The sequence below is a fragment of the Aminobacter sp. LjRoot7 genome, assembly GCF_964252895.1.
Taxonomy (GTDB): Bacteria; Pseudomonadota; Alphaproteobacteria; order Rhizobiales; family Rhizobiaceae; genus Aminobacter; species Aminobacter aminovorans_B.
Map to the genome: position 1 here is coordinate 135,874 of NZ_CAXUPX020000004.1, position 24,707 is coordinate 160,580.

The window sequence follows — 24,707 nt, forward strand, 5'->3', positions numbered from 1 at the left end:
CGCGTCGAAAGTCTCCTGCTTATGGCGTCACGCTGGCGCGAAGGCAAGAGTTTAGAAGGCCCATCTTGCCGCCTGCGACGATTGGCAGACGATCCATCAACACCTACTGTTCGTGGCGAGCACCAGAATGGACGTAATCCATGCCCTTTATGCAGATCCTCGAAATGCTGAGCATGCTGGTGACGATCTTCGGCTTGCCGCTGGCGATCTTCATCTTCGTCTTCGAACAGCGCAAGGAACGGGTCAACGAGGAGGAAGAAATCTACCAGATGCTCTCCGACGGCTACACCAACTTCCTGACGCTATCGCTCGACCATTCCGACCTCTACCTGCAATCGCAAACGGCAACGAAGGACCTGACGGCCGAACAAAAGGATCGGCTGCTCGCCATGTTCGCCATCCTGATCTCCCTGTTCGAACGCGCCTATCTCGTCGCTTACGAACCCGAAATGTCCGAGCGCAAGCGCCGCCGCTGGGCCTCGTGGGAGGATTTCATGCGCGAATGGTGCCGGCGCGAGGATTTTCGAAATGCCCTGCCCCAGTTGCTGCCCGGCGAGGACCCGGAATTCGCCGTCTATATCAGGCGCCTGGCGCAGGAAGAGGCACAGCAGCGCTCGTCCTGATGGACGATGCCATCTCGCAGCTGCTCACGCCTTCATCTCGCACTTGCAAAATGCTTAGCCGGTCCGTAATGGACTCCGGCCCGTTGGGCTCTCGGACCGGCTCGAGCCGGACCGTCGAGGGAGGAAAAGACATGGCTTCTGACGCGCCTGCGGCTGCCGGCCGCATCACGCCCGCCGCTCTGTTGGCCCGCAAGGGCAAGGAGCCCATTGTCTGTCTCACTGCCTACACCTATCCGATCGCCCGGCTGCTCGACCCGCATGTCGACCTTCTGCTCGTCGGTGACAGCGTTGCGATGGTGCTGCATGGCCATCCAAACACGCTTGGCGCGACGATGGACATGATGGTCGCCCACGGCCAGGCGGTGATGCGCGGCTCGTCCCGCGCCTGCGTCGTCGTCGACATGCCTGCCGGCAGCTACGAGGACACCGTCGAAAACGCGGTCACCTCCGCCAGCCGCATCATGCGTGAAACCGGCTGCGATGCGGTCAAGCTCGAAGGCGGCGTGGCCATTGCCGCGCAGATCGCGGCCATCGTCGCGGCAGGCATTCCCGTCATGGGTCACATCGGGCTGTTGCCGCAGTCTGTCGAGAAGGAAGGCGGCTACAAGATCAAGGGCCGCTCCGAGGCCAATGCCGAGGCGCTCTACGCCGATGCCAAGGCGGTCGAGGCAGCAGGCGCGTTCTCCGTCGTCATTGAGGGCACCGTCGAGCCGGTCGCGGCCGAGATCACCCGGCGTATCAAAATCCCCACCGTCGGCATCGGCGCCAGCCCGGTTTGCGACGGCCAGGTTCTGGTCATCGACGACGCCGTCGGCCTGACCGTCGACCGCGTGCCCAAATTCGTCAAGGAATATGCGCATTTGCGCGATGTCGTCGCTAATGCGGCCGCGTCTTACGCCCGTGACGTCCGCAGCCGCGCCTTCCCCGGCCCTGAGCACCTGTTTTCCCTGAACAAGGACAAGGCATGACTGTTGTCGTCGAAACCATCGCCGCCCTTCGCGCCCAGGTGCGGGCATGGCGAGCCGAAGGCCTCAAGGTCGCGCTGGTGCCGACAATGGGCGCGCTGCATGACGGCCATGTTTCGCTGATGCGCGCCGCGCTCGAGCGCGCCGACCGCTGCGTCGTCTCGATCTTCGTCAATCCGCGTCAGTTCGCCCCGACCGAAGATCTCGACAAATATCCACGCCAGCTGGCGCTCGACCTCGACAGGCTGGAAAAGGCCGGCGTCCACCTTGCCTTCACACCTGGCGTCGACGAGGTCTATCCGCAAGGCTTTGCCACCTCGATCTCGGTCGGCGGTCCGTCCGCCGGTCTCGAAACCGATTTCCGCCCGGCCTTCTTTGACGGTGTCGCCACCGTCGTCGGCAAGCTGTTCATCCAGTCGGAGCCCGACCTCGCCGTGTTCGGCGAGAAGGACTACCAGCAGCTCTGCGTGGTGAAGAAGCTCGTGCAGGACCTGAACCTGCCCGTCGAGGTCGTTGGTTCGCCGACGATCCGCGATGGCGAAGGCCTCGCCATGTCGTCGCGCAACGCCTATCTCAGCGCAGCCGAGCTCGATATTGCGCGCCAGCTCAACAAGGTGCTGCGCAAGGCCGCGTCGGCGCTCGAAGGCGGTGCCGGCGAAGCCGCGACGATGGCCACCGCGCGCCAGCAGATCCTCGATGCCGGTTTCGACGTCGTCGACTATGTCGAGGCGCGGGAAAGCGTGACGCTGGCGCCGTGGCGCAAAGACCGCGACGGCCGCGTCCTGGTCGCAGCCCGCCTCGGCAAGACGCGCCTCATCGACAACGTCGAGATTTCGGCCAGCTAAGCCTGGTCTGTCTCAGCCCAGCTGCTTCTCGAAGATCAGCGCCGGGATGCCGGACTGGTCGGCGCCGCAATTGGCGGTCGCACCCACAGGCACGAAACCATTCGCCCCGTAGAAGGCAATAGCACCGGCATTCGCCTCTTCCACTTCGAGCCGCAGGGTGCGCGCTTCGGGAAAACTCTGCTCGACCTCGTCGAGCAGCAACCGGCCAATGCCCGCGCGCTGGTTCCCGGGGTGTACGTAGAGCTGGTGGAGCACCAGCGCCTTGCCATCGCTGGTCGCGGCGGCAAATGCCATGCCGGCAATCTTCTTGCCGTCGTCGGCAACGAGGAACTCGGAATTCGGCCGTGTCAGCCGCGCCTTGAGCGAGGCCAGCGAATGCCACTCGGCGGTGATCTCGTTGACCCGCTCGACGCCATAGATGGCGTCGTAGGTGGCGTGCCACGTCTCGGCGAGCAGCGTCTTGATCGTCTCAAGGTCGCGCTCGCTCGCCGTCCGGACAAACATCGCTCTACTCCTCGATGCCGAGCTTGGCCTTGACCAGGTCGTTGACCGCCTGAGGGTTCGCCTTGCCGCCCGTTGCCTTCATCACCTGGCCGACGAACCAGCCGGCCATTGTCGGCTTGGCGCGGGCCTGGTCGGCCTTGTCGGGGCTGGCGGCGATGACGTCGTCGACGGCCTTTTCTATGGCGCCGGTGTCGGTCACCTGCTTCATGCCGCGCGTCTCGACCAGTTCCTTGGGGTCGCCGCCCTCGTTCCAGACGATCTCGAACAGGTCCTTGGCGATCTTGCCGGAGATCGTGCCTTCCTTGATCAGGTCGATGATGGCGCCGAGCTGATCCGGCGAAACGGGTGCGTCTTCGATGTCCTTGCCGGCCTTGTTCAGCGCGCCGAGCAGGTCATTGATGACCCAGTTGGCGGCCGCCTTGCCGTCGCGGCCGCTCGCCACCTTCTCGAAATAGTCAGCGATCGACTTTTCCGAGACCAGGATCGAGGCGTCGTAGACCGACAGGCCGAGCGAGTTGACCAGGCGATCCTTCTTGTCGTCGGGCAGCTCGACGAGATCCTTGGCGAGCTCATCGACATAGGCCTGGTCGAATTCCAGCGGCAGAAGGTCCGGATCGGGGAAATAGCGGTAGTCGTGCGCTTCTTCCTTCGAGCGCATCGAACGCGTCTCGCCCTTGTTCGGGTCGAACAGGCGGGTTTCCTGGTCGATCTTGCCACCGTCCTCGAGAATGGCGATCTGGCGGCGCGCCTCGTATTCGATGGCCTGGCCGACGAAGCGGATCGAGTTGACGTTCTTGATCTCGCAGCGCGTACCGAACTCACCGCCGGGGCGGCGCACCGAGACGTTGACGTCAGCGCGCATCGAGCCTTCGTCCATATTGCCGTCGCAAGTGCCGAGATAACGCACGATGGTGCGCAGCTTGGTGACGTAGGCCTTGGCCTCGTCCGACGAACGCATGTCGGGCTTGGAGACGATCTCCATCAGCGCCACGCCCGAACGGTTGAGGTCAACATAGGACATTGTCGGATGCTGGTCGTGGATCGACTTGCCGGCGTCCTGTTCGAGATGCAGGCGCTCGATGCCGATCTCGATGTCCTCGAACTCGCCCTTGCGGTCAGGGCCGACGGATATGGTGATCTTGCCCTCGCCGACGATCGGCTGCTTGAACTGGGAGATCTGATAGCCCTGCGGCAGATCGGGATAGAAGTAGTTCTTGCGGTCGAAGACCGACTTCAGGTTGATCTGCGCCTTGAGGCCGAGGCCGGTGCGGATCGCCTGCTTGACGCATTCCTCGTTGATGACAGGCAGCATGCCGGGCATGGCCGCGTCGACCAGGCTGACATTGGCGTTGGGCTCGGCGCCGAACGCCGTCGAGGCGCCGGAGAACAGCTTGGCTTCCGAAGTGACCTGGGCATGGACCTCCAGGCCGATGATGACCTCCCAGTCACCGGTGGCACCGGAAATGAAGCGCTTGGCGTCGGGCGTGCGGGTATCGATGAGGGACATGGCGGCCTGCGTCATTGGATCGAGAAGATGCGGATCGAGAACGAACGAAACGCATAGTTTAGTGTGCGCCTTCGCTAGTGCAAACAGCCAATGGAGGCAAGCGCTGCCTGCGCGGCGGGCGCCTCGGCTCGCGTTCTTGTCTTGTTTTCAGGGCATCGCCTGGGCGGCGACAAGCCCTCTCGGCAGGTCGAGCTTGACCACGAGCCCGGTCGGACTGTTGTCGTCGAGCTCGATCCTGCCCCCATGGCCGTGCACGATGTCGGCGACGATCGACAAGCCCAGGCCGAAGCCACGCTTGGCGTTCGCGCCGCGTGAGGCGTCGACCTTGTAGAACGGTTCGAAGACGCGGGCCCGCACGGTTTCGGGGATGCCGGGTCCGTTGTCGCTGACCTCGATCAGGGCCGCATCGTCGGTGGCGGTCAGCACCACCTCGACATTGGGCGCGAATTTGACGCCGTTGTCGCAGAGATTGGTGATGGCGCGCGCCAGCGCATTCGGCTTGCACCAGCCGGGCAGCCGGTCGGGACCGGTGTAGGAAACCGAAAACCCGACATCGGTGAACTCGGCGCACACCGTCTGCAGCACACTGGCGATGTCGGCACGCTGCAGCTCTTCGGTCGAGACATCGTGGCGCAGGTAGGTCAGCGTCTCGTCGATCAGCCCCTCGATATGGCCGATGTCGGACAGCATGGCGCCGCGCAGCACGCCGTCGTCCATGCGTTCGGCGCGCAGCCGCAGCCGAGTCAGCGGAGTGCGCAGGTCGTGGCTCACGCTGCGCAGCATGCGGGTGCGGTTGTCGATCATCGTGCGGATTCTTGCGCGCATCGTGTTCAGGGCACGCGCCAGGCCGACCATTTCGATCGAGCCGCGCTCGATGAACAGCTCGTCGTCATTGTCGAGCTCGGCGGAGCCGACAGCAGCCGAAATCCGCTTCAACGGGTCGGTCACCGCCCACACGGCGAAGAACGAGAACAATACGAACAGCACCACAAGCGCCAGCAGGTAGTAGGTGGCGGGGCTGACGAACTGGGACGTCAGCAACGTATCCGGCGCGCCGAACAGTGCCGCAGCGGTGCCCTGGTCGAGTGCGAAAACGAGCGCTGGCTGGTCGGCGATCATTAGCCAACGGCCGCCCAGCGGTGGCTCCCTGTCGGGCGGAAACAGCGTGTTGATGATCCGCCCTATCGTCGTGCGCTGCTGCGGAGAGGACGTGCCGGCGAGTTGTTCCTGGCTCAGCAAGCGGAAATCCAGCCCGGCATCGTTGGCAGCCTTGAGAATCACCGCCCGCTCTTCGGCTGGCGCCTGCCGCAGCAGAGCTGCAACCACGCCGGCGCGCTCGGCGACGATCTCCATGTCGGGCACGTAGCCGGAATTGGTGATCCGCTCGAAGGCAGAGCCGATGACGATGACGACAAACATCGCCACCAGGATGATCGCCATCAGCTGGACGCGCAGCGATTGCGGCACGAGGCGGCGAAGCAGCGCTTTCATGCCTCCTCCACCGTGGCCGTGAACAGATAGCCGCCGAGCCGCACGGTCTTGAGCAGAACCGGGTCTCGCGCGTCCTTTTCGATCTTCTGGCGCAGCCGACTGACATGGACGTCGATGCTGCGCTCGATCGGCCCGGCAAGCCCGGCGTGGGTCACACCAAGCAGCTGTTCGCGCGAAAGCACCCGCCCGGCATTGCGGCAAAAGGCGAGCAGCAGGTCGAACTCATGCGTCGTCGTCGCCACCCGCGCATTGCTGGGGTCGTGCAGCTGCCGGCGGATCGGGTCGATCCGCCAGCCATTGAAGCGCAGGATCTTTGGCCGCGCGCGCTCCTGCGACGGATATGCCGTGCGCCGCAGCAGCGCCCGGATGCGCGCCATAAGCTCGCGCGCGCTGAATGGCTTTGTCACATAGTCGTCGGCGCCGATCTCAAGACCGACGACGCGGTCGACCTCCTCGCCAAGCGCGGTCAGCATCAGGATCGGGATCGTCGTTTCCAGGCGCAGCCGCTTGCAGATGCTGAGGCCGTCCTCGCCGGGCAGCATGACGTCGAGCACGATGAGATCGAATGTGCGGTTGCGCAGCAGGACGTCCATTTCGGCGCCGCTTTCGGCGATTTCGACGGCCATGCCACCTTCGACGAGCGTTTCGCCGAGCATGCGGGCGATCTCGAAGTCGTCCTCGACGATCAGGATGCGCGCGCCTGGCTTCGGCTGGCCGGCCGTGTCGTTGTCCTGGACAGCAAGACCGGAACTGAACCCACTCTCGGACATCGCGATCCCGCTTGAAGATTAACTTGCTTCAGAACTTGTAGCCGACCAGCAGCATCGCCGAAGGTTGAAGCTTTTCCAAGACGACCGGGCTGTCGGCAGCATCTCCCAGCAATACACCGAGCTGTGCTTCGCCGCGCACGATCCAGTTCTGATTGATACTATAGGTTGCGGAAAGCGAGAAATCGGCGCGTTTCAACCCGGCACCGGCATCGAAGCGCGCCAGCCCCGACCGCGTCGCCTGTTCCGCACTGACGCCGAAATAGGCCTGCATGTGGTTTTCGTCCGCCACGACGGCGGAAGCCGAAGCGCCAAGGACGAGCCTTTCCGAAACCGGCTGCGCCACCTCGAGCCCGACCCTGCCGACAAGGCCTTCGCTACCGCCAATGGTCTTGTCCACCAGCGCGAAAAGCTCGACCGGGCCGAGTTGGACGGCGGCTTTTGCACCGACGGTGGCGCCGAAATCGATATCGCCCATGCCCCTGAGATGGTCGGAATCATCCTCCTGTCGGCCCAGTTCGTAGCCAAGCCGCGCGCTGAGCTCGAATGCGTCACGCTCGACAACAGCGAGCGTCGCGCCGGTTGGATCAATGGTCAGGGTGTCGAACAACGTCGCCGAGACGAAGGGAACCGGCGTGACCTTGAACTTGTCGGACCCTTCATATTCGGGCTCGATCATCGCGCCGCCGCCGGCAACTACATGCCATTCCGCCAGTTTCTCGCCGATGCGTCCGAAGCGGCTGGGATCGGGCACGGCGGTCAGTTGCTCCCCGGATGACGTATCCGCAGCAAGCGCGCCAGAACATCCCCAGAAGCTGACAGCCATGACAGCCAGCGGTGCCTTGAAGGCAAGCGTTGCAGAACCCGTTTTCGCGAACATGCGCACTCCAAAGCCGAATGATGTGAGCGCCCCCCGCCCGCCAGGCGGCGAACCCGGCGCACCACTCATCCCAGTTCGGCACCGCGACCTGTATGAAGTAATGTTAAGTTTTGTTGCGGGCCTTGGTGCCGTAGCAGTGTGGCCGCCATGCAACGCGCACGAGCGCTAGCTTCTGCGGGATGGTATTTCGCCCGGATTCTCGCTATATCAGCGCCATCCCGATGGAGTGTGGATGTTTAATCTGGCTGAGTCCCGCTAAGGCCCCGACCTTCTGAGAAGGCGGGGCATGAAAACCTGAAACCCCGTGCCGCGAGCAATCGTGGCGGCGGCTTTTTGTTTTGGCTGCTTCAGCACATTTTCTGTCGCAGCCTGGTTTTCCAGGACTCATCCAACAATGGACATATCGCGCATAGAGCAGCGCATTCTGCACTTGCTCGCCCAGGGCGGGCGCATTGAAATCGAAAAAGACGACAACAATAGGATCGAGGACGTGATCTGCCTCACCCGCGAGGGCTGGCGCTATCCCGGTTTCGATCTCGAGCTGTTCCGGAAGCTGAAGCGAAAGAAGGCAGTCGCCTCGTCGCAAGGCGGGCCTTACCGCATCACCAGGGTAGGCCTGAAGCTGGTTCGCCCGGAACTCGACAACAGATAGCCGAACCTGCGCATGGGCGCCGTGTCTCCCAAAGAGGCACGGCGCTCAAATGCATAGGCTGCGTAAGGGGCTCAGGCCGTGGCGATGTAAGCCTTGATTTCCTCGGCCTCGCGCTCGACATCCTCGATGCGGCGCTTGACGACGTCGCCGATGGACACGATGCCATAGAGATAGCCGTCACGCTCGACCGGCAGGTGGCGGAAGCGGCCGACGGTCATGATCTCCATGACCTGGTTGACCGTGTGGTTCTCGTTGCAGATCTTGACCTTGGGGGTCATCACGTCGCGCACCGCCTTTTCAAGGGCGGCACCGCCTTCCTTACCGATGATGCGCACGACGTCGCGCTCGGACAGGATGCCGACGATCTTGCGGTCGCCATTGGTCACGACAAGGGCACCGATACGGTGTTCGGCAAGAATGCGAACCGCTTCCGACAGCTGTACATTGGGCCCAATGGTAAAAACGTCGTGGCCCTTCTTTTCGAGAATTGCCTTCACAGTCATTGTGGCCTCCTGCTGCTGTCGATCAGTCAAATCACTCCATGCCGGCCCACCGGGCCAACTGCATCGTGCGCTGCATTGGGTCGCATTTCAAGTAAAACGCGCTCAGGCGAACTCGCGCTTGCGGTCGAAAAACCTGATGCCGAGAAAGCCTGCCAGAAAGCCGCCAATATGGGCTTCCCAGGCGATCTGGCTGGCCTCACCCGGGGTAAGTCCGACGAGCCCGGTGACCAGGTTGATCACCATCCACACGCCCAGGAACGTCATGGCCGTCCGCGAGCGGAAGACATCGCGGATCGGCAGCGGCGCACCAGCAAAGGCCGGCTTGCCCTGCGAGCGGTCGACCTGGAAGCTGAAACGTGCAGCAGCGCCCATCATGCCTGAAATCGCACCCGACGCGCCGACCAGCGGCGCAGCATCTGTCGAATGCAACACATAGTGTAACGCCACCGCTGCAAGCGTCGTGACCGCGAAGAACGCCGAGAAGCGCATGTTGCCGAGACGGTTGGCAAGCGGCGATCCGAAGGCGGCCAACCACACCATGTTGATGATCAGATGGGCAAAACCACCATGCAGGAAGGCATAGGTCAGCGGGCTGGTGAACGCCCAGATTTCGAGATCGTATTGCCCGGAGTAGCGGATCGGAATGAAAGCCGCCCGTATCAGCAAGGCTACATCCTGGTCGGGGCTGAGAACGTAGACGCGGATCAGATGGATCGCAACGCAGGCGCCGATGATCGCAATGACGATGCCAGGCAGGTTGAACACCGGTTCGCGGCGCTGAGGCTCGGCCTCGATGATCTCGTCGGTGGCGTCGTTTTGGCTTGCTGGGTCGCTCATGCACTTCCGATCCGGTTATGGTCCGGCGTGCGCCAGCCTCTCGTTCCATCTAGAACAGCCCGGCTGAAAGCGCAAAAAAGAAAGCCGCCCAGGGTTTCCCCTGGACGGCTGGTCGAGCCCCCCTGCCCGTCCCCAAAAGTAACTCTTGACTGAAGTGCTGCCGACCGCGCCTGCGCGGCCACTTCATGGAGTGAATTGAACGTGCCACGTATGCCCGGGCACAGCAACGTAAACCCTTTGTTAACCTTAACGTCCCCGACCCGTTAACAACTGTTACCAAGACTGGCACGCGTCCTGCTCCGCGCCTCATGTAGTCCTCAAGAATGAAGCGATTCTGTCCAGAGATGGCACATCAGGCACAGAAGAGCTCGGAGCGGAGCAATATGAAACAGAAAGGATCGCTGGCACTGTTCCAATATTGGAACCGCCTTCGCGACGGCCGACCCGCGCCCAAACGTACGGAAGTCGAGCCGGCCGAGATCAAGGCCCTGCTTGCAGACACTTTCATCCTCGAACGCGACACCCGCGGCGAAGCGGTCTTCCGCCTCGCCGGCACCCGGCTGTGCGCCACCTTCGGCCGCGAGCTCAAGGGCTTTTCGTTCCCCTCGCTCTGGCGTCAGAAGGACCAGCGGTTGATGGCCCGCCTTGCCTATGGCGTGTTCCAGCAGAAGTCTGTGGTCGTGATCAATTTCGAAGGCTTCACCTCCAGCCTACGGACGACAAGCTTCGAGATGCTGCTCCTGCCGCTTGATGGCGGCGTCGAGAACCCTCGCAGCCTGGGCGTTCTGTCGAGCGTCGACCGGCCGTTTTGGCTCGGCTCCGACCCACTCACCGATGCTTCAATCGAAAGCGTGCGTGTCGTCGATCCGGACCTGGAGCCGATGTTCCTCAAGAACCGCCCGGCGGTCACCGTGCCATCGCTCGCGCCCAGCGACACCGCCCTTTCGGGCGAACCGAGCCCGCTCGATGGCGCGCGTCGCATACGTCATCTGTTCGTTCTCGAAGGCGGACGCGAAGAATAGCGCAGCCGGGCCGCTCCAAAGGCCCGCTGCTAGGCGTTTTGTTAACCTCTTTGGCGCTAGTTTCCCGCGATAGCTCCCCGATGCGGTTCGGCGGGAGTTTGCAGATATGAGGGTAACATGAGGCCAGCGGCGATTGACTACGCGCCGTCACGGGCGGAACGGCGCAACTTCCAGCGCGTCCGCGTGAAGATCTATGGCCGCTTCATGCTCGAGGATCGCACAGAGCATGCCGGCCAGGTCGTTGACATGTCCCCCGGCAACGTTGCCTTCCGCACTGACCGCTCAGGCGCACCCGGCGAGAAGGTCATCGCCTATATCGACCATATTGGCCGCGTCGAGGGTGTCATCACCCGCACGCTTGCGGACGGCTTCGCCATGACCGTCATCGCCTCCGAGCGCAAGAAGGACAAGCTTGCGGCGCAGCTGACCTGGCTTGCCAACAAGCACGAACTCGACCTGCCGGAAGACCGCCGCCACGAGCGCGTCGCGCCGCGCAATCCGATCAGCGCACTTCAGCTCATGGATGGCCGGCAATATCCCTGCCGCATCATCGATCTCTCGCTTTCCGGTGCTGCCCTCGAGATCGAGGTCAAGCCGGCGATCGGCGTTCAGGTTACCCTCGGCACCATGCGCGGCCAGGTCGTTCGCCACTTCGAAGACGGCGTCGCCATCGAATTCGCCGTCATCCAGCGCCCGGAATCGCTCGACTCGGAATTCAACCGCCCGCGCACCTGACGGCCCAGCCTTTCACCAACAAGCACAGCCCGGCCTTCACAGAAGGTCGGGCTGTTTGCTTTTGGCTAGACTTTTGCACGCCCGCTTGCGCGCCAGAATGAAATGGCCGCACGACTGCTGTTTCATTCCAGCACAGGTGAACCTGAACCGTCACACCAGCTCCAGCCTCACGGCATGGATCCTCGGGTCAAGCCCGAGGATGACGAAGCGGAGAGGCCGCTCCCAGCAACCGGGGCTGCCCACCCCAGCTTGCGAAACAGTTTCGTGCCATTCGGAACTGATAGTCCGTTCCCTGCGGCGTGCATCTTCGCCATGCCAAATTCGATAAAATTGTAATCAAATTTTCTGTAAGTTTTATTCTTATTCTATTCTTTGTTTACGCGAGTTCTCTTTTGTTTTTACTCAACATCTACTTCGCAGCTTTGCGTCAAATAAATCCGCGCCTGTCATTGTCACCTCAAACGGGGAGACAACAAAATGAACATGCGTCGGGGATGGCTTCTGCTTCTGGCCACGACAATTCAGGCTGGTGCTGTCAGCGCCGCCTTGGCGACACCTGCCGTGATGCAGACCAACGGCCGCACCACCCAGCCGGTCGGCCACTATGAGCTGTGCAAGCGCTCGCCGGTCGAGTGCAGCGAAAAGACCGCGAGCAACAAGCCGGTCGAGCTGACCCGCAGCCTGTGGAAGGCGATGATCGCCATCAACGACAAGGTCAACACCGATGTCGCGCCGCGCACCGACATGGAAATGTGGGGCCAGGAAGAAGTCTGGTCCTATCCCGATAACGGCGCCGGCGACTGCGAGGACTATGTGCTGGCAAAGCGCCGGCAGCTGATGGAACTGGGCGTTCCGGCCGGCAACCTTTTGATCACCGTCGTTCGCCAGCCCAACGGCGACGGCCATGCGGTGCTCACCGTGCGCACCAGCCTCGGCGAATACATCCTCGACAACCTCGACACGCGAGTCCTGGCCTGGGACGAGACCGAATACACCTATCTCAAGCGCCAGTCGGAGCGGAATTCAGGCGTCTGGATTGCGATCAACGACGGCCGCGCCGACGCGGTGGCGTCGGTTCGCTAAGCGCTGCAGGCCCGAGCGCGTCCATCACGGACGCGCCAAGGCCGCCGCAGCGCTCGGAATCGGTGCATGACCTTCCGAAAATCGGCTCCGGTTTTCGGGGGCATGCGCTGGTGAGAAAACCCGGTCGCGTCCCCACCCTCCCCGTCCCCAACGACCGGGTCTAGGAGCCGGCCCAATCCCCGGGCCGGCTCCGCCTTTTTTCGCGATAGGTTGCCTCGCCTAGTCAGCCACCTTCTTCAGCCCGCCGGAAAACCGCTGCTGATTGGCGACATAGTGGTCCGCCGACTTGCGCAGCCTGTCGGCTGCGGCTTCGTCGAGGACACGGATGGCTTTCGCCGGTGATCCGACGATCAGCGAATTGTCGGGAAATTCCTTGCCTTCGGTCACCAGCGCGCCGGCACCGACGAGGCAGTTCCTGCCGATGCGGGCGCCATTGAGCACGATCGCCCCCATTCCGATCAGCGAATTGTCGCCCACGGTGCAGCCATGCAGGATCGCCCTGTGGCCAATGGTGCAGCCTTCGCCGATGGTGAGCGGAAAGCCCGGGTCGGTATGCATAACCGCCTGCTCCTGGATGTTGGAGCGCGCGCCGATGGTGATCGGCTCGTTGTCGCCACGAATGGCGGAGCCAAACCAGATGCCCACATCGCGTCCGATCCTGACGTCGCCCACCACTGCCGCATCGGGCGCGATCCAGCTGGTTGCGCGGTCCTCGAACTGCGGCTCGACCCCGTCGATTGCGTAAAGCGGCATCGTCAAATCCTCTTCGTTGGCGCGCGCAAACTATGGAGCGCACCGCCACAAGGCAAGCGCGCGTAGCTGCCTTAACGCGCCATTAACCATGCGCACGCAATGTCGGAAAGATATCGGGCTCCCGAAAGCACGGGAGCTGGGGTTACCGACCCGGCAAGGCGCATAACGCGAACGCAAATGCCAGCCGTGGCTGCTCTGGAGACATCAGATGAAGCACGAGACGGCCGAACATTCCGGTTTCGACGTCGTCGATTCGGCGCTGATGATGAAGGTCTTCTACGGCTTTGCCGTGCTGGCGGTGCTCTCGGTGGCAATCAGCCTGGGCGGCCGCTGGTTCGGCCACACCATCGCCATGGCCGGCTACACGGATGAGGTCGCGCCGCGCGAGATCGTCATCGGCAACGACGTCATATCAGCCCCCGCCAACATGATCCGTTTCGAAAAGGCCCGCCGCGACGGCATTGCCGGGCGCCTCGACCTTTACTTGCGCTGGCCTGAAATGGACGGCTACAGCGAGGCGGCGCGGCCGGCCTTCAACAATCTCGACGGTCAGAAGCGCATCGTCTTCCTCAGCCTCGAACCGCGCATGATGACCCGCGACATGAGCGGACGCCTTGCGCCGATCTACAGCGAGCTCACAGTCAAGCCGGGTGTACCAGGCCCCGAGGGCATGACGCTGTTCGGCTTCACCGAAAATTCCGGCTATCTCAACGAGGTGCTGGCGGTTGCGTCGCGCAGCGGCGAGCCGCCCTTCGTCGCCCGCTGCCTCAGCGGCACGGAAGCGGAAGAATCGCTCGCGCCCTGCGAACGCGACGTCTTCGTCGGCAAGGATCTGAGCCTGACTTACAGATTTCCGCGGGAGCTGTTGGGAGAGTGGCGTGCGCTGGACCGGGCGGTGATCGCCAAGGCGAATGCCATGCTGCACGTGAAGTAGCGGCCGCGCGATCGTCGCCGCGCGGCGCTGTGGCCGACCGAAAGATCAGGCCAGATCGACGTCGAGAATCGCCATCGAGAAATTGTAGTCGCCGTCGTCCTCGTCCTTGAAAACGATGCCGAGGAATTCGTCGCCGATATAGACCTCGGCCGAGTCGTCCTTGCGCGGACGGGCCTTGACCATGAGGTTGGGGTTCTGGAACTGGCGCTTGAAATAAGCGTCGAGCTTTCGGATTTCTTCCGGCTTCAACTGGCTTCTCCGGCTTGTCGTTAAGAGACGCGCTTCTGACACGCCAACCATGGCGCTGTAAAGGCGAGGCTTGGCTTACCCCCGCGCAAATCGCGCCAGCGCCCGTCATGGGCGCCGGCGCTTGGTCTCAGATATCGAAGCTGACGACGTGATCCATTGTCTGCGACGGCAACAGCTGGTCCATCTGGCTCGACGGGCGGTCGCAGCCGGTTTCGCCAACGACGCGCGCCGGAACGCCCGCCACCGTCTTGTTGTGCGGCACTGGCGACAGCACCACCGAACCGGCGGCAATCTTGGAGCAATGGCCGATCTCGATGTTGCCGAGGATCTTGGCGCCTGCGCCGATCAGCACGCCGTAGCGGATCTTGGGGTGGCGGTCGCCGCCGGCCTTGCCGGTGCCGCCCAGCGTCACGCCATGCAGGATCGAGACGTCGTCTTCGACGACGGCGGTCTCACCGATGACAAGGCCGGTGGCATGGTCGATGAAGATGCCCTTGCCCATGCGCGCGGCCGGGTTGATGTCGGTCTGGAACACCGAGGACGAGCGGCTCTGCAGATAGAGCGCGAAATCCTTGCGGCCGCGGTTCCACAGCCAGTGCGCCAGGCGGTGCGTCTGGACGGCATGGAAGCCCTTGAAATACAGCACCGGCATCAGATAGCGGTCGCAGGCCGGGTCGCGGTCGTAATAGGCCTGGATGTCGGTGCGCACGGCGTCGCTCCAGTCCGGCCGGTCTTCCAGCATCGCATAGAATGTCTGGCGGATGAGATCGGCGCCGAGATCCTGATGCGCCAGGCGTTCGGCCAGGCGATGGATCACCGCCTCTTCCAGCGTGTCCTGATTCAGGATCGTAGCGTACAGAAACGCCGCCAACAGCGGGTCGCCCGCCACCGCGTCCGTCGCCTCGTCGCGCACCGATCGCCAGATTGGATCGACCGGCTTCACCGAACTCGGGCGCGCTGCGGATATGGTGTTCATCGACGGTCTCCGTTCACTGCCGGCTTGTGCAATCCCGCGCGGGACATATAAGCCAGATGTTAGCACGATTGAACTCAATTTTCCTTAGTGCTCGATCAAGTGGATTTGGTTCGCGGATATTCAAGGCGCCATGGAAACTGAACCCTTGCTGGTCACAACGGCCGATGGCATCGCCACGATCGTCATCAACCGCCCGGCGCGCAAGAACGCCGTCACCGGGGCGATGTGGGTCGATCTGGCCGATCACGTGCTCCGGCTGTCGTCCGGGCCGGACATCCGCGTCATCGTCCTGCGCGGCGCGGGCCAGGATTTTTCCGCCGGCGCCGACATCTCCGAGTTCGACACGCTGCGCGGCGACGCCGACAGCGCGCGCGCCTATGAGGCGACCAATTCGGCAGCTTTCGCCGCCCTGCGCAACAGCACGGTTCCCGTGATCGCCGCGATCCGAGGCATCTGCTTCGGCGGCGGTTTTGGCCTGGCCGCTGCCTGCGACCTGCGCGTCGCGACCCCGGACGCCCTGTTTGCCGTGCCTGCCGCGCGCCTCGGCCTCGCCTATCCGCAGGACGCGATGGGCGACATCGTCTGGGCCGCCGGCCCGCAGATGGCCAGATACCTCACCTACACCGCCGGCCGCATCGATGCGCAGGCCGCGCTTTCGGCGGGCTTCCTGCTCGAAGTCGTCGAACCCGCGCGATTCGACAGCCGCATCGGCGAGATCGCCCGCACGATCGCCGAAAATGCGCCGCTGTCGGTGCGTGCCTCCAAGGCAGCCATCCGCGCCGCGTTGAGCCACGATGCCGGCGAAATCGCCCTTGCCCAGGCCGCCGGCGATGCCACCTTCCTCAGCGACGACTATGCCGAGGGCCGCGCCGCCTTTGCCGGCCGGCGCACACCCGTGTTCAAGGGGCACTGACATGTCTTTGATCGACGACGCCACCAGGGCGGAACTGAGTGGCCTCTATCAGGCCGACGACCGCCACTACCACGGCATCCGCCACATCGAAGCGCTGTTGGGCCTGCTAACGGAGTACCGCACCCAGTTCGCCGATCCCGAGGCGGTCGAAGCGGCGATCTGGTTCCATGACGCGATCTACGACAGCCGCGCCAAGGACAACGAGGCGCAAAGTGCTGCCCTTGCAGCCGGCAGGCTCCACGGCCATGTCGACGCCCCTCGCCTTATCAGTATCGTCAAGATGATAGAAGCCACCGCCACCCATGAGGTGCCTGCCTTCGCAGATGCGTCAGCCAAAGCCGACGCCGCCCTGCTGCTCGACATGGATTTGTCGATCCTCGGCGCCCCGGCAGATATCTTCGACGCCTACGAAGACGCCGTCAGGCGCGAATATGGCTGGGTCGGCGACACCGACTGGCGCGCCGGCCGTGGCGCTGTGCTGCGCAATTTTCTCGCACGGCCACGCATCTTCCACACCGACATTTTCGTGACACGCTTCGAAGCCCAGGCCCGGGCGAACATGGAGCGCTCGTTGGCAAAGCTGGGCGGGTGACGAACATCAGTCCGGGAAGCTCTCCACGCGCTGCATGTAGGGCTTGAAGCCAGCGCGCCGATAGGTCGGTTGTGCGCCGGCGTGGTCATTGGTGTCGGTGTGCAGCCACACGCGACGTGGCGCCAGCGACCAGATCGCGCGCACCGATTGGTCGAGCAGATAGGGCCCAAGCCTCCTGCCCTGGAATTCTGGGATCAGCCCGAAATTTGCGAGTTCCACGTCTGCACCGCCAGCGCCTACGAATTCGCAAAGTCCGACTGCTTGCCCATCGACACGCAGGACGTAGACATGAGTCGTATTGTCGCTGAGCAAGACCTGCAGCGCATCCGACGGCATGCGCAGCCGCTGGTCCCATTGCAGCGGTTCACCGATCGCTCGATAGAGCGCGAGATAGTCGGATCGTTCGGGCTGCTCCCTCGCAACCCACGCGTCGGGAACCGGAGTCGGAAACGGCACTCCACCGGGCGCTTCGTTCATCTCCATATAGGTGACGAGCAGATCGACCATCACCCTTAGATCGGATGCCCGGCATAAAACTCCAACACGCGCTTCTTGAACGTCCTGTCGCCGACGGCCAGCATGTGGTCGCGGCCTTCTATGTCGAAGCTTTCGCCATGCGGCATCAACCGGGCGAGTTCCTCGGGTGAACCGGCGATGTCGTCCTTGGTGCCGACGGCGACCAAAGTCGGCTGCATGATCCGCCTGATGTCGTTGTCGGTCACCAGTTCCCGCGAGGTTGAAATGCAGGCTGCGAGTGCGTGTCTGTCGCTGCGCGTCTGGTCGGCGAAGGCGCGGAACATCTTTGCCCGCGGCTGCGTGATCGTAGCGGGATCCTCGGCCAGCAGTGCGGCTGCGATCGGGTCCCAGTCGCCGACGCCGTCGACCATGCCGATGCCGAGGCCACCGAACACCAGCGTCGCCACCCGGTCGGGTGCCTCAAGCGCCATGAACGCCGAGACGCGGGCGCCCATCGAATAGCCCATGACATGGGCGCGCTCGATGCCGAGATGGTCGAGCAGCGCCACCGCGTCGCCTGCCATCTTGCTCGGCGTGTAGTCGGCCTCGTTGTAGCTCTTGGTCGTGCCGCCATGGCCGCGATGGTCGAAGGCGATGGCGCGGTAGCCGGCTTCGGTCAGCGTCTTGAACCAGCCCGGCGACACCCAGTTGACGAAGTGGCTGGAGGCAAAGCCATGGATCATCAGCACCGGTTCGCCGCTGCCCGCTCCCGTCGGCGGCAGGTCCAGATAAGCCAGGTCGAAACCTTCATGGGAAAAATGATCGATAGCCATCGTTGCTCCGAATGGTCTTTGCCGAGGTCTAGCCTCAGCCCGGATTGCCGGCAGCGGCCGCGATCGCGCGATGCTTGAGCATGACGCCGTCGGCGATGCCGGTCCTTGCGGCGGTGCCTGCCTTGAGTTCGAGCACGAAGCGCGCCGGCTCGTCGGGCGCGATCACGGCTTCCGAAAACGGCGTTCCCGGCAAAATGTCGAGCACCTTGCCGTCGGGGCCGACAAACACCAGATCGAGCGGCAACGGCGTGTTCTTCATCCAGAAGCCGACCGGCTGGGTCTGCTCGAACACGAACAGCATGCCCTGGTCGTCGGCGAGATCCTTACGGAACATCAGCCCCATCGAGCGTTCGCCCGGTTCGTCGGCGATCTCGATGCGGAAAGGCACGTCGCCTTTGGCTGTGGCAGCGATCAGCGGCTCGGCGTCCGTAGGCAGCTTCATCGCCTCCTGGGCGATAGCGGGGCCGGTCGGGACGAGCGAAACGACAAAAGCCGGCGCCGCAAGCAATGCGGCACCGAAAGCTCCGGCCAGCAACGATTTACGTGTGATCATCAAATCCCCTGCGGCGGCCTCGACCTAGTGCGAAACCGGCAAGGTCCCTAGATCGGGGTGAATTTCGGCAGCCATAAGGCCTTTGTCGCCCTTGCCGAAACGAACCAGCACAACCTGCCCCGGACGAAGCTCGGTGACGCCGAAGCGGCGCAGCGTTTCCATGTGGACGAAGATGTCCTCGGTGCCCTCGCCGCGCGTCAGGAAGCCAAAACCCTTGGTGCGGTTGAACCACTTGACCAGCGCGCGCTCGAGGCCGCTTTCGGGCGTGACCGAGACATGGGTGCGCTGCTCCTGCATTTCGGCGGGATGCACGGCGGTCGAATTGTCGATGGAGAGCACGCGGAAGGCCTGCAGGCCACGGTCGCCCTGCTTGACCAGGCAAACGACGCGGGCGCCTTCGAGCGCGGTCTGGAAGCCATCGCGGCGCAGGCAGGTGACGTGCAGCAGCACGTCGCTGCCAATGCCATTGTCGGGAAGAATGAAGCCGTAGCCCTTGGCCACGTCGAACCACTTGATGGCGCCTGAAAGCTCGACCAGACCGACACCGTCGTTGCTGTCGTCGAGCTCGAAAGCGTCACGGCCAGTGCCGTTCTGCACCACGAGAGAGGCCTTTTCCCCCATCAGAACGCCCCCTTTCCTTGCAAACGCCATTACTGATTCTTGAGATAAGATTAACACTTCCGTTTTGGTCTTACGCAAGGGCCGACCGGCCATTTTTCGACTTGCCCCCCGGATAGACACAAGCTTCGCGCCAGTTCCGCAGAAAACGCACCGCCATGGTTGCCGAGCGTGCGGGGGCCGCCCTATGTATCGCGCCGAACCCCAACTCAAGGAACAGCGATGCGCTATCTGCACACCATGGTCCGCGTCAAAGACATCGACGCCTCACTGGACTTCTACTGCAACAAGTTCGGCCTGAAGGAGATCCGTCGCTCCACCAACGAGAAGGGCCGCTACACGCTGATCTTCCTCGCCGCCGATGAAGATGTGGGCGCCGGCAGCGAGCGCCAGACGCCGCTGCTTGAACTGACCTTCAACTGGGACACGGAAGACTATCAGGGCGGCCGCAATTTCGGCCACCTCGCCTATGAGGTCGACGACATCTACGCCACCTGCCAGGACCTGATAAACAAGGGCGTGACCATCAACCGGCCGCCGCGCGACGGCAACATGGCCTTCATCAAGTCGCCCGACGGCATCTCGATCGAGCTGTTGCAGAAGGGCGAGCGCCAGGCACCGGCGGAACCCTGGCTGTCGATGCCGAACATCGGCGGCTGGTAACAGCACCGGCCGAAACCCGGACCGGTTTCGAAAGCAGGACGTGCAGGGGCCAAAAGCCCTCAGGCCTTCTGGGCCATCTCGAGCAAGGTCAGCACGGTGCGCCAGTTGCGCATCGTGCCCGGCACCTTGAGGGTGCGCGGCAAAACTTCGGCGAACTTCGATTTGCCGAGACCATCGGGCGCGTGAAGGTAGAGCACGTCGCCCTTGACCTCGAAGCTTTCTGGACCTGTACAACGCTCCGCCAGCCGCGCGATCTCTTCTGCCGTCGGCTCCCGCTCCAGCGCGCTCGCATGCAGCTTGGTATGGTCCCCCGCCACCTCCGGATAGGGATTGTTCGCCACCAGCCTCTCGAGCCAGCCGAGGTCGCGCACCATGATGCGCGAACGAAAGCCCCAGCGACTTTCGAAAGCCGCCTCGATGTTCTCGGTCAGGGTGCCGGCGTCGGCAGCTGCGACCCTGAACACCACATTGCCGCTCTGGATGTAGGTCGCGACATCGGCGAAGCCGAGTTCTTCGAAGAATGCCCGGAGCTCAGCCATCTTCACGATGCGGTTGCCGCCGACATTGATGCCGGAAAACAGCGCTACGAAGACGCTCATATGATGAAGCCGCCCAGCGTTTCGTTGTCGGTGATGTCCTGGTACTGCACACCCTCGAGGTCGAAGCGCGCCTTGAGCAGGTCGAAATTGCGCCGGTCCTTGGTTTCGATGCCGATCAGCACCGAGCCGAAATTGCGTGCCGACTTCTTGAGGTATTCGAAGCGGGTGATGTCGTCGTCCGGGCCCATCAGCTCGAGGAAGTCGCGTAGCGCACCTGGGCGTTGGGGGAAGCGGATGATGAAGTACTTCTTCAGCCCCTCGAAACGCAGCGCACGCTCCTTGACGTCGGGCAGGCGCTCGAAGTCGAAATTGCCGCCCGACACCACCGCGACTACGGTCTTGCCCTTGAGCTCCTTCTTGGAAAAATCCTTGAGCGTGTCGATCGCCAACGCGCCTGCCGGTTCCAGCACCACGCCCTCGATATTGAGCATCTCGATCATTGTGGCACAGAGGCGGTTCTCCGGAACCAGATGGACGCTATCGGCCGGAAAATCCTTGAGCAGGCGCAGCGGCTCGCGCCCGAGTTCGCCCACGGCAGCGCCGTCGACGAAGTTGTCGACCTTGGCGAGTTTTACCCGTTTGCCGGTGGCCAGGCTGTCGCGCAGGCTCGGCGCGCCGGCGGGCTCACAGAAGACGAAACGAGGCGTAGCACCTGTTTCGGCGAAGTAGCGCGTCACCCCTGCCGACAATCCGCCACCACCGACAGGCAACAGCACCATGTCGGGGGCACGCCCGTTCGGCATCTGGGCGGCAATCTCGAGGGCGACGGTCGCCTGCCCCTCGATGATGTCCTTGTGGTCGAACGGCGGCACCATGTGACCGCCAGAGCTTTCGCAGAATTCCAGGGCGGCGCGATAGCAGTCGTCGAAGAAGTCGCCGACAAGCTTGATCTCGACGAACTCGCCACCGAACAACCGCGTCTTGTCGATCTTCTGCTGCGGCGTGGTGACAGGCATGAACACCACGCCCCTCTTGCCAAAATGCCGGCAGACGAAGGCAAAACCCTGGGCGTGATTGCCGGCCGAAGCACAGACGAACAGCTCTGCCTCGTTGCCGGCGGCAAGCGTCTTGCGGAAGAAGTTCAACGCGCCGCGGATCTTGTAGGAGCGCACCGGCGTCAGGTCTTCGCGCTTCAGAAGCACGCGCGCCCCAGTCTTGCGCGAGAGATAGTCGTTCTCCTGCAGCGGTGTCTCAGGAAACAGTTGCCTCACCGCCGCAGCTGCCAACGAAACCCTTTCGGCAAAACTGGTCATGGCTTGGGCACTCCTGAAATCGACCGGGCAAATGCTGTGGCCCGCGTCCCCGCGCTATTGCATATTCGGCGCCGTGAAGCCACTGTCCGGCTCCCGCCGCTAGGTTCAGGCCGACAGATTGGCTCGCCGCGATACATTGGGGATACGTCTCGGTGAACAGAATTGCCGTCCGCGCCGCGATCCACATCGCAGCCGTCTTTGCCATCTACCTGTCTGTTGCAATGCTCCTGCCGGCGGCTGTCGACCTCTACTACGGCAACGACGACTGGCGTTCCTTCGCCTTCACGGCCCTGTTCATGGGAGGGCTTTCGCTGGCGATCGCACTCGCCACGCAAGGGCGCGTGCCGCCGGCCAACACCCGCTTCGGCTTCCTGCTGGTCAATTTCCTCTGGATCACGCTGGCGATCGCCGGTGCGGTGCCATTCATGACCTCGTCGCTCGGCCTGAGCGTCACCGATTCCATCTTCGAATCGGTCTCGGGCGTCACCACCACCGGCTCGACCGTCATCAACGGCCTCGACACCGCACCGCCCGGCATTCTGCTCTGGCGCTCGCTTCTCAGCTTCATGGGCGGTCTGGGCGTCATCGCCCTCGGCCTGTTCCTGCTGCCGTTCCTCAACATCGGCGGCGTGTCCTACTTCAAGATCGAATCCTCCGACATCGAGGACCGTCCGTTCGAACGTTTCCAGACCTTCACCGTCTCGCTGATCGGCATCTACACGGTGCTGGTCATCGCCTGTACCATCTCCTATGTCGCCGCCGGCATGGAAGGCTTCCACGCCGTCAACCACGCCATGTCGACTGTCGCGACAGGCGGTTTCTCCACCCACGACACCTCGTTCCTGCGTTATGCCGACAATCCCGCCATCCTGTGGACCGGCATCATCTTCATGTTCATCGGCGGCCTGCCGTTTTCGATCATGATCCTGTTTGCCGTGCGCGGACGGCTCGATGCGCTGCGCGACCCGCAGATCCGCGTCTATGCCGGCTACTGCATCGTCTTCGCCGTCGCGGTTGCCATCTACCTGCGCGTCAACATGGGCATGCCGTTTTTCAATGCCCTGACCCACTCGACCTTCAACCTGATGTCGATCATCACCACTGCCGGCTTTGCCAGCGACGACTACAATCAGTGGGGACCGTTCGCCATCGGTTGCATCTTCGTCGCCACCTTCCTCGGCGGCTGCTCCGGCTCCACGACAGGCGGCATCAAGGCCTACCGCTTCCTGGTCCTGTTCGAACTGTTGTCCAACGGTCTGCGCCGCCTGATCTACCCCAACACGGTAACACCGGTGCGTTATGGCGACCGCACGGTGGCGCCCGAGATGCAGAGCGCGGTCGTGCTGTTCATCGCCTCCTTCATGGTGCTGTGGGCCATCACCATCGTGCTGCTCAGCGCCACCGGGCTCGACTTCATCACCGCCGTCACCGGCTCGCTGACCTCGCTCACCAATGTCGGCCCCGGCCTCGGCCCGATCATCGGCCCGGTCGGCAACTTCTCCTCGCTGCCTGATGCCGCGAAGTGGATCTGCTCGGCGGCGATGCTGCTCGGCCGTCTCGAAATCCTCGCCGTCCTGGTGATCTTCACGCCAACTTTCTGGGGTCGCTAACTCCGTGAACTCAGGTGCGGAAACCCTTGTTTTCGCCACAATTTCGGCAATCCGGCAACACTCGTCCACCGACTTCCGCCGAAGCTGATACTTTCGGCTGGACCCGACTTACTTCCGCCACTATCAGCCGGTCGGGAGGAAGGCATGCTGAACGCACTGCCCGTCAGAGAGATCATCAAAGTGTCGCCGTCGAAATACTGCCTTGTCATCGCCGCCCTCCTTTTGTCCGGTTGCATCGGGCAGCCGTCCGGCGCGCTTTTGACAGGTGCCGTGGTCAATGTCCCGGTCCAGGAGATCGCCGGCAACCATGCGATCTTCGTCGCCTCGACGCGCCAGTACGCCGCCGACAACAAGGAGGTCTTCGACCGCGACCGTTCGGCGATACTGAACTTCGCCCGCGTCGACGTGACCGTTCCCAAAGTCCACAAGACCGGACAGATCGAGCTGCGCGGCCGCAAGGACCCCGATCCGACCAAGTTCTTCACCGCCACCAACGCGGTCGGCTACCAGACGCAGCCTGAATTCTCCAAGGCGCTCAGCGCCGACATCGCTGCGCGCGGCGGCCGCGCCATGCTGTTCGTGCACGGCTACAACACCTCCTTCGACGCCGGCGTCTATCGCGCCACCCAAATCGCGCACGACTCGGGCTACACCGGCACACCGGTGCTGTTCTCCTGGGCCTCGGGCGGCAGCACGACCGACTATGTCTATGACAGGGAAAGTGCCGCCGCCGCACGCGACCAGCTCGAAGTGACGCTGCGCATGCTCGCCCAGTCGGGTGCCCGCCGCATCGACATCGTTGCGCATTCGATGGGCACATGGGTAACCATGGAAGCGCTGCGCCAGCTGGCGCTCACCGGTGACCGCGACCTTGGCGGCAAGCTCGGCGACGTTGTGCTCGCCTCGCCCGACATCGATGTCGACGTGTTCAAGAGCCAAATGCGCCGCTACGGCAAACCGACCAAGCCGTTCTTCCTGATGACCTCGGGCGACGACCGCGCACTCAAGCTGTCGGGCATCCTGGCCGGCTCCAAGCCGCGCCTCGGCGACTACAAGAACGCCGCCGATCTCGCTGAATACGGTGTCATCGTCGTCGACCTGTCGGATGCCAAGGGCGCTGACAGCTTCAACCACACCAAGTTCGCCGACAACCCGCAGATGGTGAAGCTGCTCGGCCAGCGCCTGCGTGCCGACGACGGCTTTGCCAGCGACCGCGAGGTCACCGACCGCATCAACATGCTCGGCGGGCTGCAGTAAGACCGGCTTCAAGAACGAAAAAGGGCGCCTCTGG

Annotated in this window: 29 protein-coding genes; 13 read left to right on the forward strand and 16 right to left on the reverse strand. The window is 63.2% G+C overall.

Annotated features, from left to right (window positions below; genetic code table 11):
* The first annotated feature begins 140 nt into the window (after nucleotides 1-140).
* From ACSQ3E_RS13615 to panC, 3 genes are all read left to right on the forward strand, one after another.
* A complete protein-coding gene (locus ACSQ3E_RS13615; RefSeq protein ID WP_436123091.1) occupies nucleotides 141-623 on the forward strand; it encodes a hypothetical protein in 483 nt (160 codons plus the stop codon).
* Between the two features lie 131 nt (nucleotides 624-754).
* Complete coding sequence (gene panB / locus ACSQ3E_RS13620) at nucleotides 755-1,591, forward strand: 3-methyl-2-oxobutanoate hydroxymethyltransferase (protein WP_436123092.1); 837 nt, start codon at nucleotides 755-757, stop codon at nucleotides 1,589-1,591.
* Nucleotides 1,588-2,433, forward strand: a complete 846-nt coding sequence (gene panC / locus ACSQ3E_RS13625) for a pantoate--beta-alanine ligase (protein ID WP_436123093.1) — start codon at nucleotides 1,588-1,590, stop codon at nucleotides 2,431-2,433. Before panB ends, panC begins: the two co-directional genes overlap by 4 nt.
* A gap of 12 nt (nucleotides 2,434-2,445) precedes the next feature.
* Here panC and ACSQ3E_RS13630 read toward each other — a convergent pair whose 3' ends face one another.
* The 5 genes from ACSQ3E_RS13630 to ACSQ3E_RS13650 form a co-directional block, all read right to left on the reverse strand.
* Complete coding sequence (locus ACSQ3E_RS13630; RefSeq protein WP_436123094.1) at nucleotides 2,446-2,937, reverse strand: N-acetyltransferase family protein; 492 nt, start codon at nucleotides 2,935-2,937, stop codon at nucleotides 2,446-2,448.
* Between the two features lie 4 nt (nucleotides 2,938-2,941).
* Nucleotides 2,942-4,444: an Asp-tRNA(Asn)/Glu-tRNA(Gln) amidotransferase subunit GatB gene (gene gatB, locus ACSQ3E_RS13635; protein ID WP_436123095.1), complete on the reverse strand. Its 1,503-nt coding sequence runs from the start codon at nucleotides 4,442-4,444 to the stop codon at nucleotides 2,942-2,944.
* A gap of 147 nt (nucleotides 4,445-4,591) precedes the next feature.
* Nucleotides 4,592-5,935 (reverse strand): sensor histidine kinase, encoded by a 1,344-nt coding sequence (locus tag ACSQ3E_RS13640; RefSeq protein WP_436123096.1) that lies wholly within the window; start codon nucleotides 5,933-5,935, stop codon nucleotides 4,592-4,594.
* Nucleotides 5,932-6,705 carry a response regulator gene (locus ACSQ3E_RS13645; RefSeq protein ID WP_436123097.1) on the reverse strand — a complete coding sequence of 258 codons (774 nt, stop codon included), beginning with the start codon at nucleotides 6,703-6,705 and terminating at the stop codon, nucleotides 5,932-5,934. Before ACSQ3E_RS13645 ends, ACSQ3E_RS13640 begins: the two co-directional genes overlap by 4 nt.
* A gap of 28 nt (nucleotides 6,706-6,733) precedes the next feature.
* Nucleotides 6,734-7,582 carry a MipA/OmpV family protein gene (locus ACSQ3E_RS13650; protein WP_436123098.1) on the reverse strand — a complete coding sequence of 283 codons (849 nt, stop codon included), beginning with the start codon at nucleotides 7,580-7,582 and terminating at the stop codon, nucleotides 6,734-6,736.
* 394 nt (nucleotides 7,583-7,976) lie between these two features.
* Here ACSQ3E_RS13650 and ACSQ3E_RS13655 point away from each other — a divergent pair, with 394 nt between their 5' ends.
* A complete protein-coding gene (locus ACSQ3E_RS13655; protein WP_018427633.1) occupies nucleotides 7,977-8,234 on the forward strand; it encodes a YjhX family toxin in 258 nt (85 codons plus the stop codon).
* Between the two features lie 71 nt (nucleotides 8,235-8,305).
* Here ACSQ3E_RS13655 and ACSQ3E_RS13660 read toward each other — a convergent pair whose 3' ends face one another.
* Together ACSQ3E_RS13660 and ACSQ3E_RS13665 are read right to left on the reverse strand one after the other, a co-directional pair.
* Nucleotides 8,306-8,737, reverse strand: coding sequence for a CBS domain-containing protein (locus tag ACSQ3E_RS13660; RefSeq protein ID WP_067961538.1), 432 nt, complete (start codon nucleotides 8,735-8,737; stop codon nucleotides 8,306-8,308).
* A 102-nt stretch (nucleotides 8,738-8,839) separates the two neighbouring features.
* The gene (locus ACSQ3E_RS13665) at nucleotides 8,840-9,574 is read right to left on the reverse strand and encodes a rhomboid family intramembrane serine protease (RefSeq protein WP_436123099.1); all 735 of its coding nucleotides are present in this window, start codon (nucleotides 9,572-9,574) and stop codon (nucleotides 8,840-8,842) included.
* Nucleotides 9,575-9,957: 383 nt separating this feature from the next.
* Between ACSQ3E_RS13665 and ACSQ3E_RS13670 the strand changes: the two genes are divergently transcribed.
* The 3 genes from ACSQ3E_RS13670 to ACSQ3E_RS13680 all read left to right on the forward strand — a co-directional run bounded on the left by ACSQ3E_RS13670 (nucleotide 9,958) and on the right by ACSQ3E_RS13680 (nucleotide 12,414).
* On the forward strand, nucleotides 9,958-10,596 hold the full coding sequence (locus tag ACSQ3E_RS13670; RefSeq protein ID WP_310327210.1) for a PAS domain-containing protein: 639 nt from the start codon (nucleotides 9,958-9,960) through the stop codon (nucleotides 10,594-10,596).
* A gap of 117 nt (nucleotides 10,597-10,713) precedes the next feature.
* Nucleotides 10,714-11,331: a PilZ domain-containing protein gene (locus ACSQ3E_RS13675; RefSeq protein ID WP_115732276.1), complete on the forward strand. Its 618-nt coding sequence runs from the start codon at nucleotides 10,714-10,716 to the stop codon at nucleotides 11,329-11,331.
* A 477-nt stretch (nucleotides 11,332-11,808) separates the two neighbouring features.
* Entirely contained in the window at nucleotides 11,809-12,414 is a 606-nt protein-coding gene (locus tag ACSQ3E_RS13680) for a transglutaminase-like cysteine peptidase (protein ID WP_436123100.1), read from the forward strand.
* A 219-nt stretch (nucleotides 12,415-12,633) separates the two neighbouring features.
* Here the strand turns inward: ACSQ3E_RS13680 and ACSQ3E_RS13685 are convergent, their stop codons facing one another.
* A complete protein-coding gene (locus ACSQ3E_RS13685; RefSeq protein ID WP_436123101.1) occupies nucleotides 12,634-13,167 on the reverse strand; it encodes a gamma carbonic anhydrase family protein in 534 nt (177 codons plus the stop codon).
* A 208-nt stretch (nucleotides 13,168-13,375) separates the two neighbouring features.
* Here ACSQ3E_RS13685 and ACSQ3E_RS13690 point away from each other — a divergent pair, with 208 nt between their 5' ends.
* Nucleotides 13,376-14,101, forward strand: coding sequence for a hypothetical protein (locus ACSQ3E_RS13690; protein WP_310327203.1), 726 nt, complete (start codon nucleotides 13,376-13,378; stop codon nucleotides 14,099-14,101).
* 45 nt (nucleotides 14,102-14,146) lie between these two features.
* Here ACSQ3E_RS13690 and ACSQ3E_RS13695 read toward each other — a convergent pair whose 3' ends face one another.
* Nucleotides 14,147-14,350 carry a DUF3126 family protein gene (locus ACSQ3E_RS13695; protein ID WP_310327201.1) on the reverse strand — a complete coding sequence of 68 codons (204 nt, stop codon included), beginning with the start codon at nucleotides 14,348-14,350 and terminating at the stop codon, nucleotides 14,147-14,149.
* Nucleotides 14,351-14,477: 127 nt separating this feature from the next.
* The gene (gene cysE, locus ACSQ3E_RS13700) at nucleotides 14,478-15,326 is read right to left on the reverse strand and encodes a serine O-acetyltransferase (protein WP_436123102.1); all 849 of its coding nucleotides are present in this window, start codon (nucleotides 15,324-15,326) and stop codon (nucleotides 14,478-14,480) included.
* A 130-nt stretch (nucleotides 15,327-15,456) separates the two neighbouring features.
* Between cysE and ACSQ3E_RS13705 the strand changes: the two genes are divergently transcribed.
* Entirely contained in the window at nucleotides 15,457-16,239 is a 783-nt protein-coding gene (locus ACSQ3E_RS13705; RefSeq protein WP_436123103.1) for an enoyl-CoA hydratase-related protein, read from the forward strand.
* A gap of 1 nt (nucleotide 16,240) precedes the next feature.
* Entirely contained in the window at nucleotides 16,241-16,831 is a 591-nt protein-coding gene (locus tag ACSQ3E_RS13710) for an HD domain-containing protein (RefSeq protein WP_436123104.1), read from the forward strand.
* A 6-nt stretch (nucleotides 16,832-16,837) separates the two neighbouring features.
* Here ACSQ3E_RS13710 and ACSQ3E_RS13715 read toward each other — a convergent pair whose 3' ends face one another.
* The 4 genes from ACSQ3E_RS13715 to ACSQ3E_RS13730 are packed head-to-tail and all read right to left on the reverse strand — an operon-like array spanning nucleotide 16,838 to nucleotide 19,294.
* Nucleotides 16,838-17,338, reverse strand: coding sequence for a GNAT family N-acetyltransferase (locus tag ACSQ3E_RS13715; protein WP_436123105.1), 501 nt, complete (start codon nucleotides 17,336-17,338; stop codon nucleotides 16,838-16,840).
* A gap of 5 nt (nucleotides 17,339-17,343) precedes the next feature.
* Entirely contained in the window at nucleotides 17,344-18,114 is a 771-nt protein-coding gene (locus ACSQ3E_RS13720; RefSeq protein ID WP_436123362.1) for an alpha/beta fold hydrolase, read from the reverse strand.
* Nucleotides 18,115-18,154: 40 nt separating this feature from the next.
* Nucleotides 18,155-18,673 (reverse strand): DUF192 domain-containing protein, encoded by a 519-nt coding sequence (locus tag ACSQ3E_RS13725; protein WP_436123106.1) that lies wholly within the window; start codon nucleotides 18,671-18,673, stop codon nucleotides 18,155-18,157.
* Between the two features lie 24 nt (nucleotides 18,674-18,697).
* The gene (locus tag ACSQ3E_RS13730; protein WP_310327186.1) at nucleotides 18,698-19,294 is read right to left on the reverse strand and encodes a cold-shock protein; all 597 of its coding nucleotides are present in this window, start codon (nucleotides 19,292-19,294) and stop codon (nucleotides 18,698-18,700) included.
* A gap of 219 nt (nucleotides 19,295-19,513) precedes the next feature.
* Between ACSQ3E_RS13730 and gloA the strand changes: the two genes are divergently transcribed.
* On the forward strand, nucleotides 19,514-19,954 hold the full coding sequence (gloA, locus tag ACSQ3E_RS13735) for a lactoylglutathione lyase (RefSeq protein ID WP_436123107.1): 441 nt from the start codon (nucleotides 19,514-19,516) through the stop codon (nucleotides 19,952-19,954).
* 59 nt (nucleotides 19,955-20,013) lie between these two features.
* Here the strand turns inward: gloA and ACSQ3E_RS13740 are convergent, their stop codons facing one another.
* Together ACSQ3E_RS13740 and ilvA are read right to left on the reverse strand one after the other, a co-directional pair.
* Nucleotides 20,014-20,553 (reverse strand): DUF1697 domain-containing protein, encoded by a 540-nt coding sequence (locus ACSQ3E_RS13740; RefSeq protein WP_436123108.1) that lies wholly within the window; start codon nucleotides 20,551-20,553, stop codon nucleotides 20,014-20,016.
* Nucleotides 20,550-21,806: a threonine ammonia-lyase IlvA gene (gene ilvA, locus ACSQ3E_RS13745; protein ID WP_436123109.1), complete on the reverse strand. Its 1,257-nt coding sequence runs from the start codon at nucleotides 21,804-21,806 to the stop codon at nucleotides 20,550-20,552. The genes ACSQ3E_RS13740 and ilvA overlap by 4 nt, the downstream gene beginning before the upstream one ends.
* 152 nt (nucleotides 21,807-21,958) lie before the next feature.
* Between ilvA and ACSQ3E_RS13750 the strand changes: the two genes are divergently transcribed.
* Nucleotides 21,959-23,416 carry a TrkH family potassium uptake protein gene (locus ACSQ3E_RS13750; RefSeq protein WP_310327178.1) on the forward strand — a complete coding sequence of 486 codons (1,458 nt, stop codon included), beginning with the start codon at nucleotides 21,959-21,961 and terminating at the stop codon, nucleotides 23,414-23,416.
* A gap of 144 nt (nucleotides 23,417-23,560) precedes the next feature.
* Nucleotides 23,561-24,673: an alpha/beta hydrolase gene (locus ACSQ3E_RS13755; protein WP_436123110.1), complete on the forward strand. Its 1,113-nt coding sequence runs from the start codon at nucleotides 23,561-23,563 to the stop codon at nucleotides 24,671-24,673.
* Nucleotides 24,674-24,707 lie beyond the last annotated feature (34 nt).

Coding starts and splice junctions, on each gene's coding strand:
- ACSQ3E_RS13615 (WP_436123091.1), top strand. CDS start 141: ATGCCCTTTATGCAGATCCTCGAAATGCTGAGCATGCTGGTGACGATC.
- panB (WP_436123092.1), top strand. CDS start 755: ATGGCTTCTGACGCGCCTGCGGCTGCCGGCCGCATCACGCCCGCCGCT.
- panC (WP_436123093.1), top strand. CDS start 1,588: ATGACTGTTGTCGTCGAAACCATCGCCGCCCTTCGCGCCCAGGTGCGG.
- ACSQ3E_RS13630 (WP_436123094.1), bottom strand. CDS start 2,937: ATGTTTGTCCGGACGGCGAGCGAGCGCGACCTTGAGACGATCAAGACG.
- gatB (WP_436123095.1), bottom strand. CDS start 4,444: ATGTCCCTCATCGATACCCGCACGCCCGACGCCAAGCGCTTCATTTCC.
- ACSQ3E_RS13640 (WP_436123096.1), bottom strand. CDS start 5,935: ATGAAAGCGCTGCTTCGCCGCCTCGTGCCGCAATCGCTGCGCGTCCAG.
- ACSQ3E_RS13645 (WP_436123097.1), bottom strand. CDS start 6,705: ATGTCCGAGAGTGGGTTCAGTTCCGGTCTTGCTGTCCAGGACAACGAC.
- ACSQ3E_RS13650 (WP_436123098.1), bottom strand. CDS start 7,582: ATGTTCGCGAAAACGGGTTCTGCAACGCTTGCCTTCAAGGCACCGCTG.
- ACSQ3E_RS13655 (WP_018427633.1), top strand. CDS start 7,977: ATGGACATATCGCGCATAGAGCAGCGCATTCTGCACTTGCTCGCCCAG.
- ACSQ3E_RS13660 (WP_067961538.1), bottom strand. CDS start 8,737: ATGACTGTGAAGGCAATTCTCGAAAAGAAGGGCCACGACGTTTTTACC.
- ACSQ3E_RS13665 (WP_436123099.1), bottom strand. CDS start 9,574: ATGAGCGACCCAGCAAGCCAAAACGACGCCACCGACGAGATCATCGAG.
- ACSQ3E_RS13670 (WP_310327210.1), top strand. CDS start 9,958: ATGAAACAGAAAGGATCGCTGGCACTGTTCCAATATTGGAACCGCCTT.
- ACSQ3E_RS13675 (WP_115732276.1), top strand. CDS start 10,714: ATGAGGCCAGCGGCGATTGACTACGCGCCGTCACGGGCGGAACGGCGC.
- ACSQ3E_RS13680 (WP_436123100.1), top strand. CDS start 11,809: ATGAACATGCGTCGGGGATGGCTTCTGCTTCTGGCCACGACAATTCAG.
- ACSQ3E_RS13685 (WP_436123101.1), bottom strand. CDS start 13,167: ATGCCGCTTTACGCAATCGACGGGGTCGAGCCGCAGTTCGAGGACCGC.
- ACSQ3E_RS13690 (WP_310327203.1), top strand. CDS start 13,376: ATGAAGCACGAGACGGCCGAACATTCCGGTTTCGACGTCGTCGATTCG.
- cysE (WP_436123102.1), bottom strand. CDS start 15,326: ATGAACACCATATCCGCAGCGCGCCCGAGTTCGGTGAAGCCGGTCGAT.
- ACSQ3E_RS13705 (WP_436123103.1), top strand. CDS start 15,457: ATGGAAACTGAACCCTTGCTGGTCACAACGGCCGATGGCATCGCCACG.
- ACSQ3E_RS13710 (WP_436123104.1), top strand. CDS start 16,241: ATGTCTTTGATCGACGACGCCACCAGGGCGGAACTGAGTGGCCTCTAT.
- ACSQ3E_RS13715 (WP_436123105.1), bottom strand. CDS start 17,338: ATGGTCGATCTGCTCGTCACCTATATGGAGATGAACGAAGCGCCCGGT.
- ACSQ3E_RS13725 (WP_436123106.1), bottom strand. CDS start 18,673: ATGATCACACGTAAATCGTTGCTGGCCGGAGCTTTCGGTGCCGCATTG.
- ACSQ3E_RS13730 (WP_310327186.1), bottom strand. CDS start 19,294: ATGGGGGAAAAGGCCTCTCTCGTGGTGCAGAACGGCACTGGCCGTGAC.
- gloA (WP_436123107.1), top strand. CDS start 19,514: ATGCGCTATCTGCACACCATGGTCCGCGTCAAAGACATCGACGCCTCA.
- ACSQ3E_RS13740 (WP_436123108.1), bottom strand. CDS start 20,553: ATGAGCGTCTTCGTAGCGCTGTTTTCCGGCATCAATGTCGGCGGCAAC.
- ilvA (WP_436123109.1), bottom strand. CDS start 21,806: ATGACCAGTTTTGCCGAAAGGGTTTCGTTGGCAGCTGCGGCGGTGAGG.
- ACSQ3E_RS13755 (WP_436123110.1), top strand. CDS start 23,561: ATGCTGAACGCACTGCCCGTCAGAGAGATCATCAAAGTGTCGCCGTCG.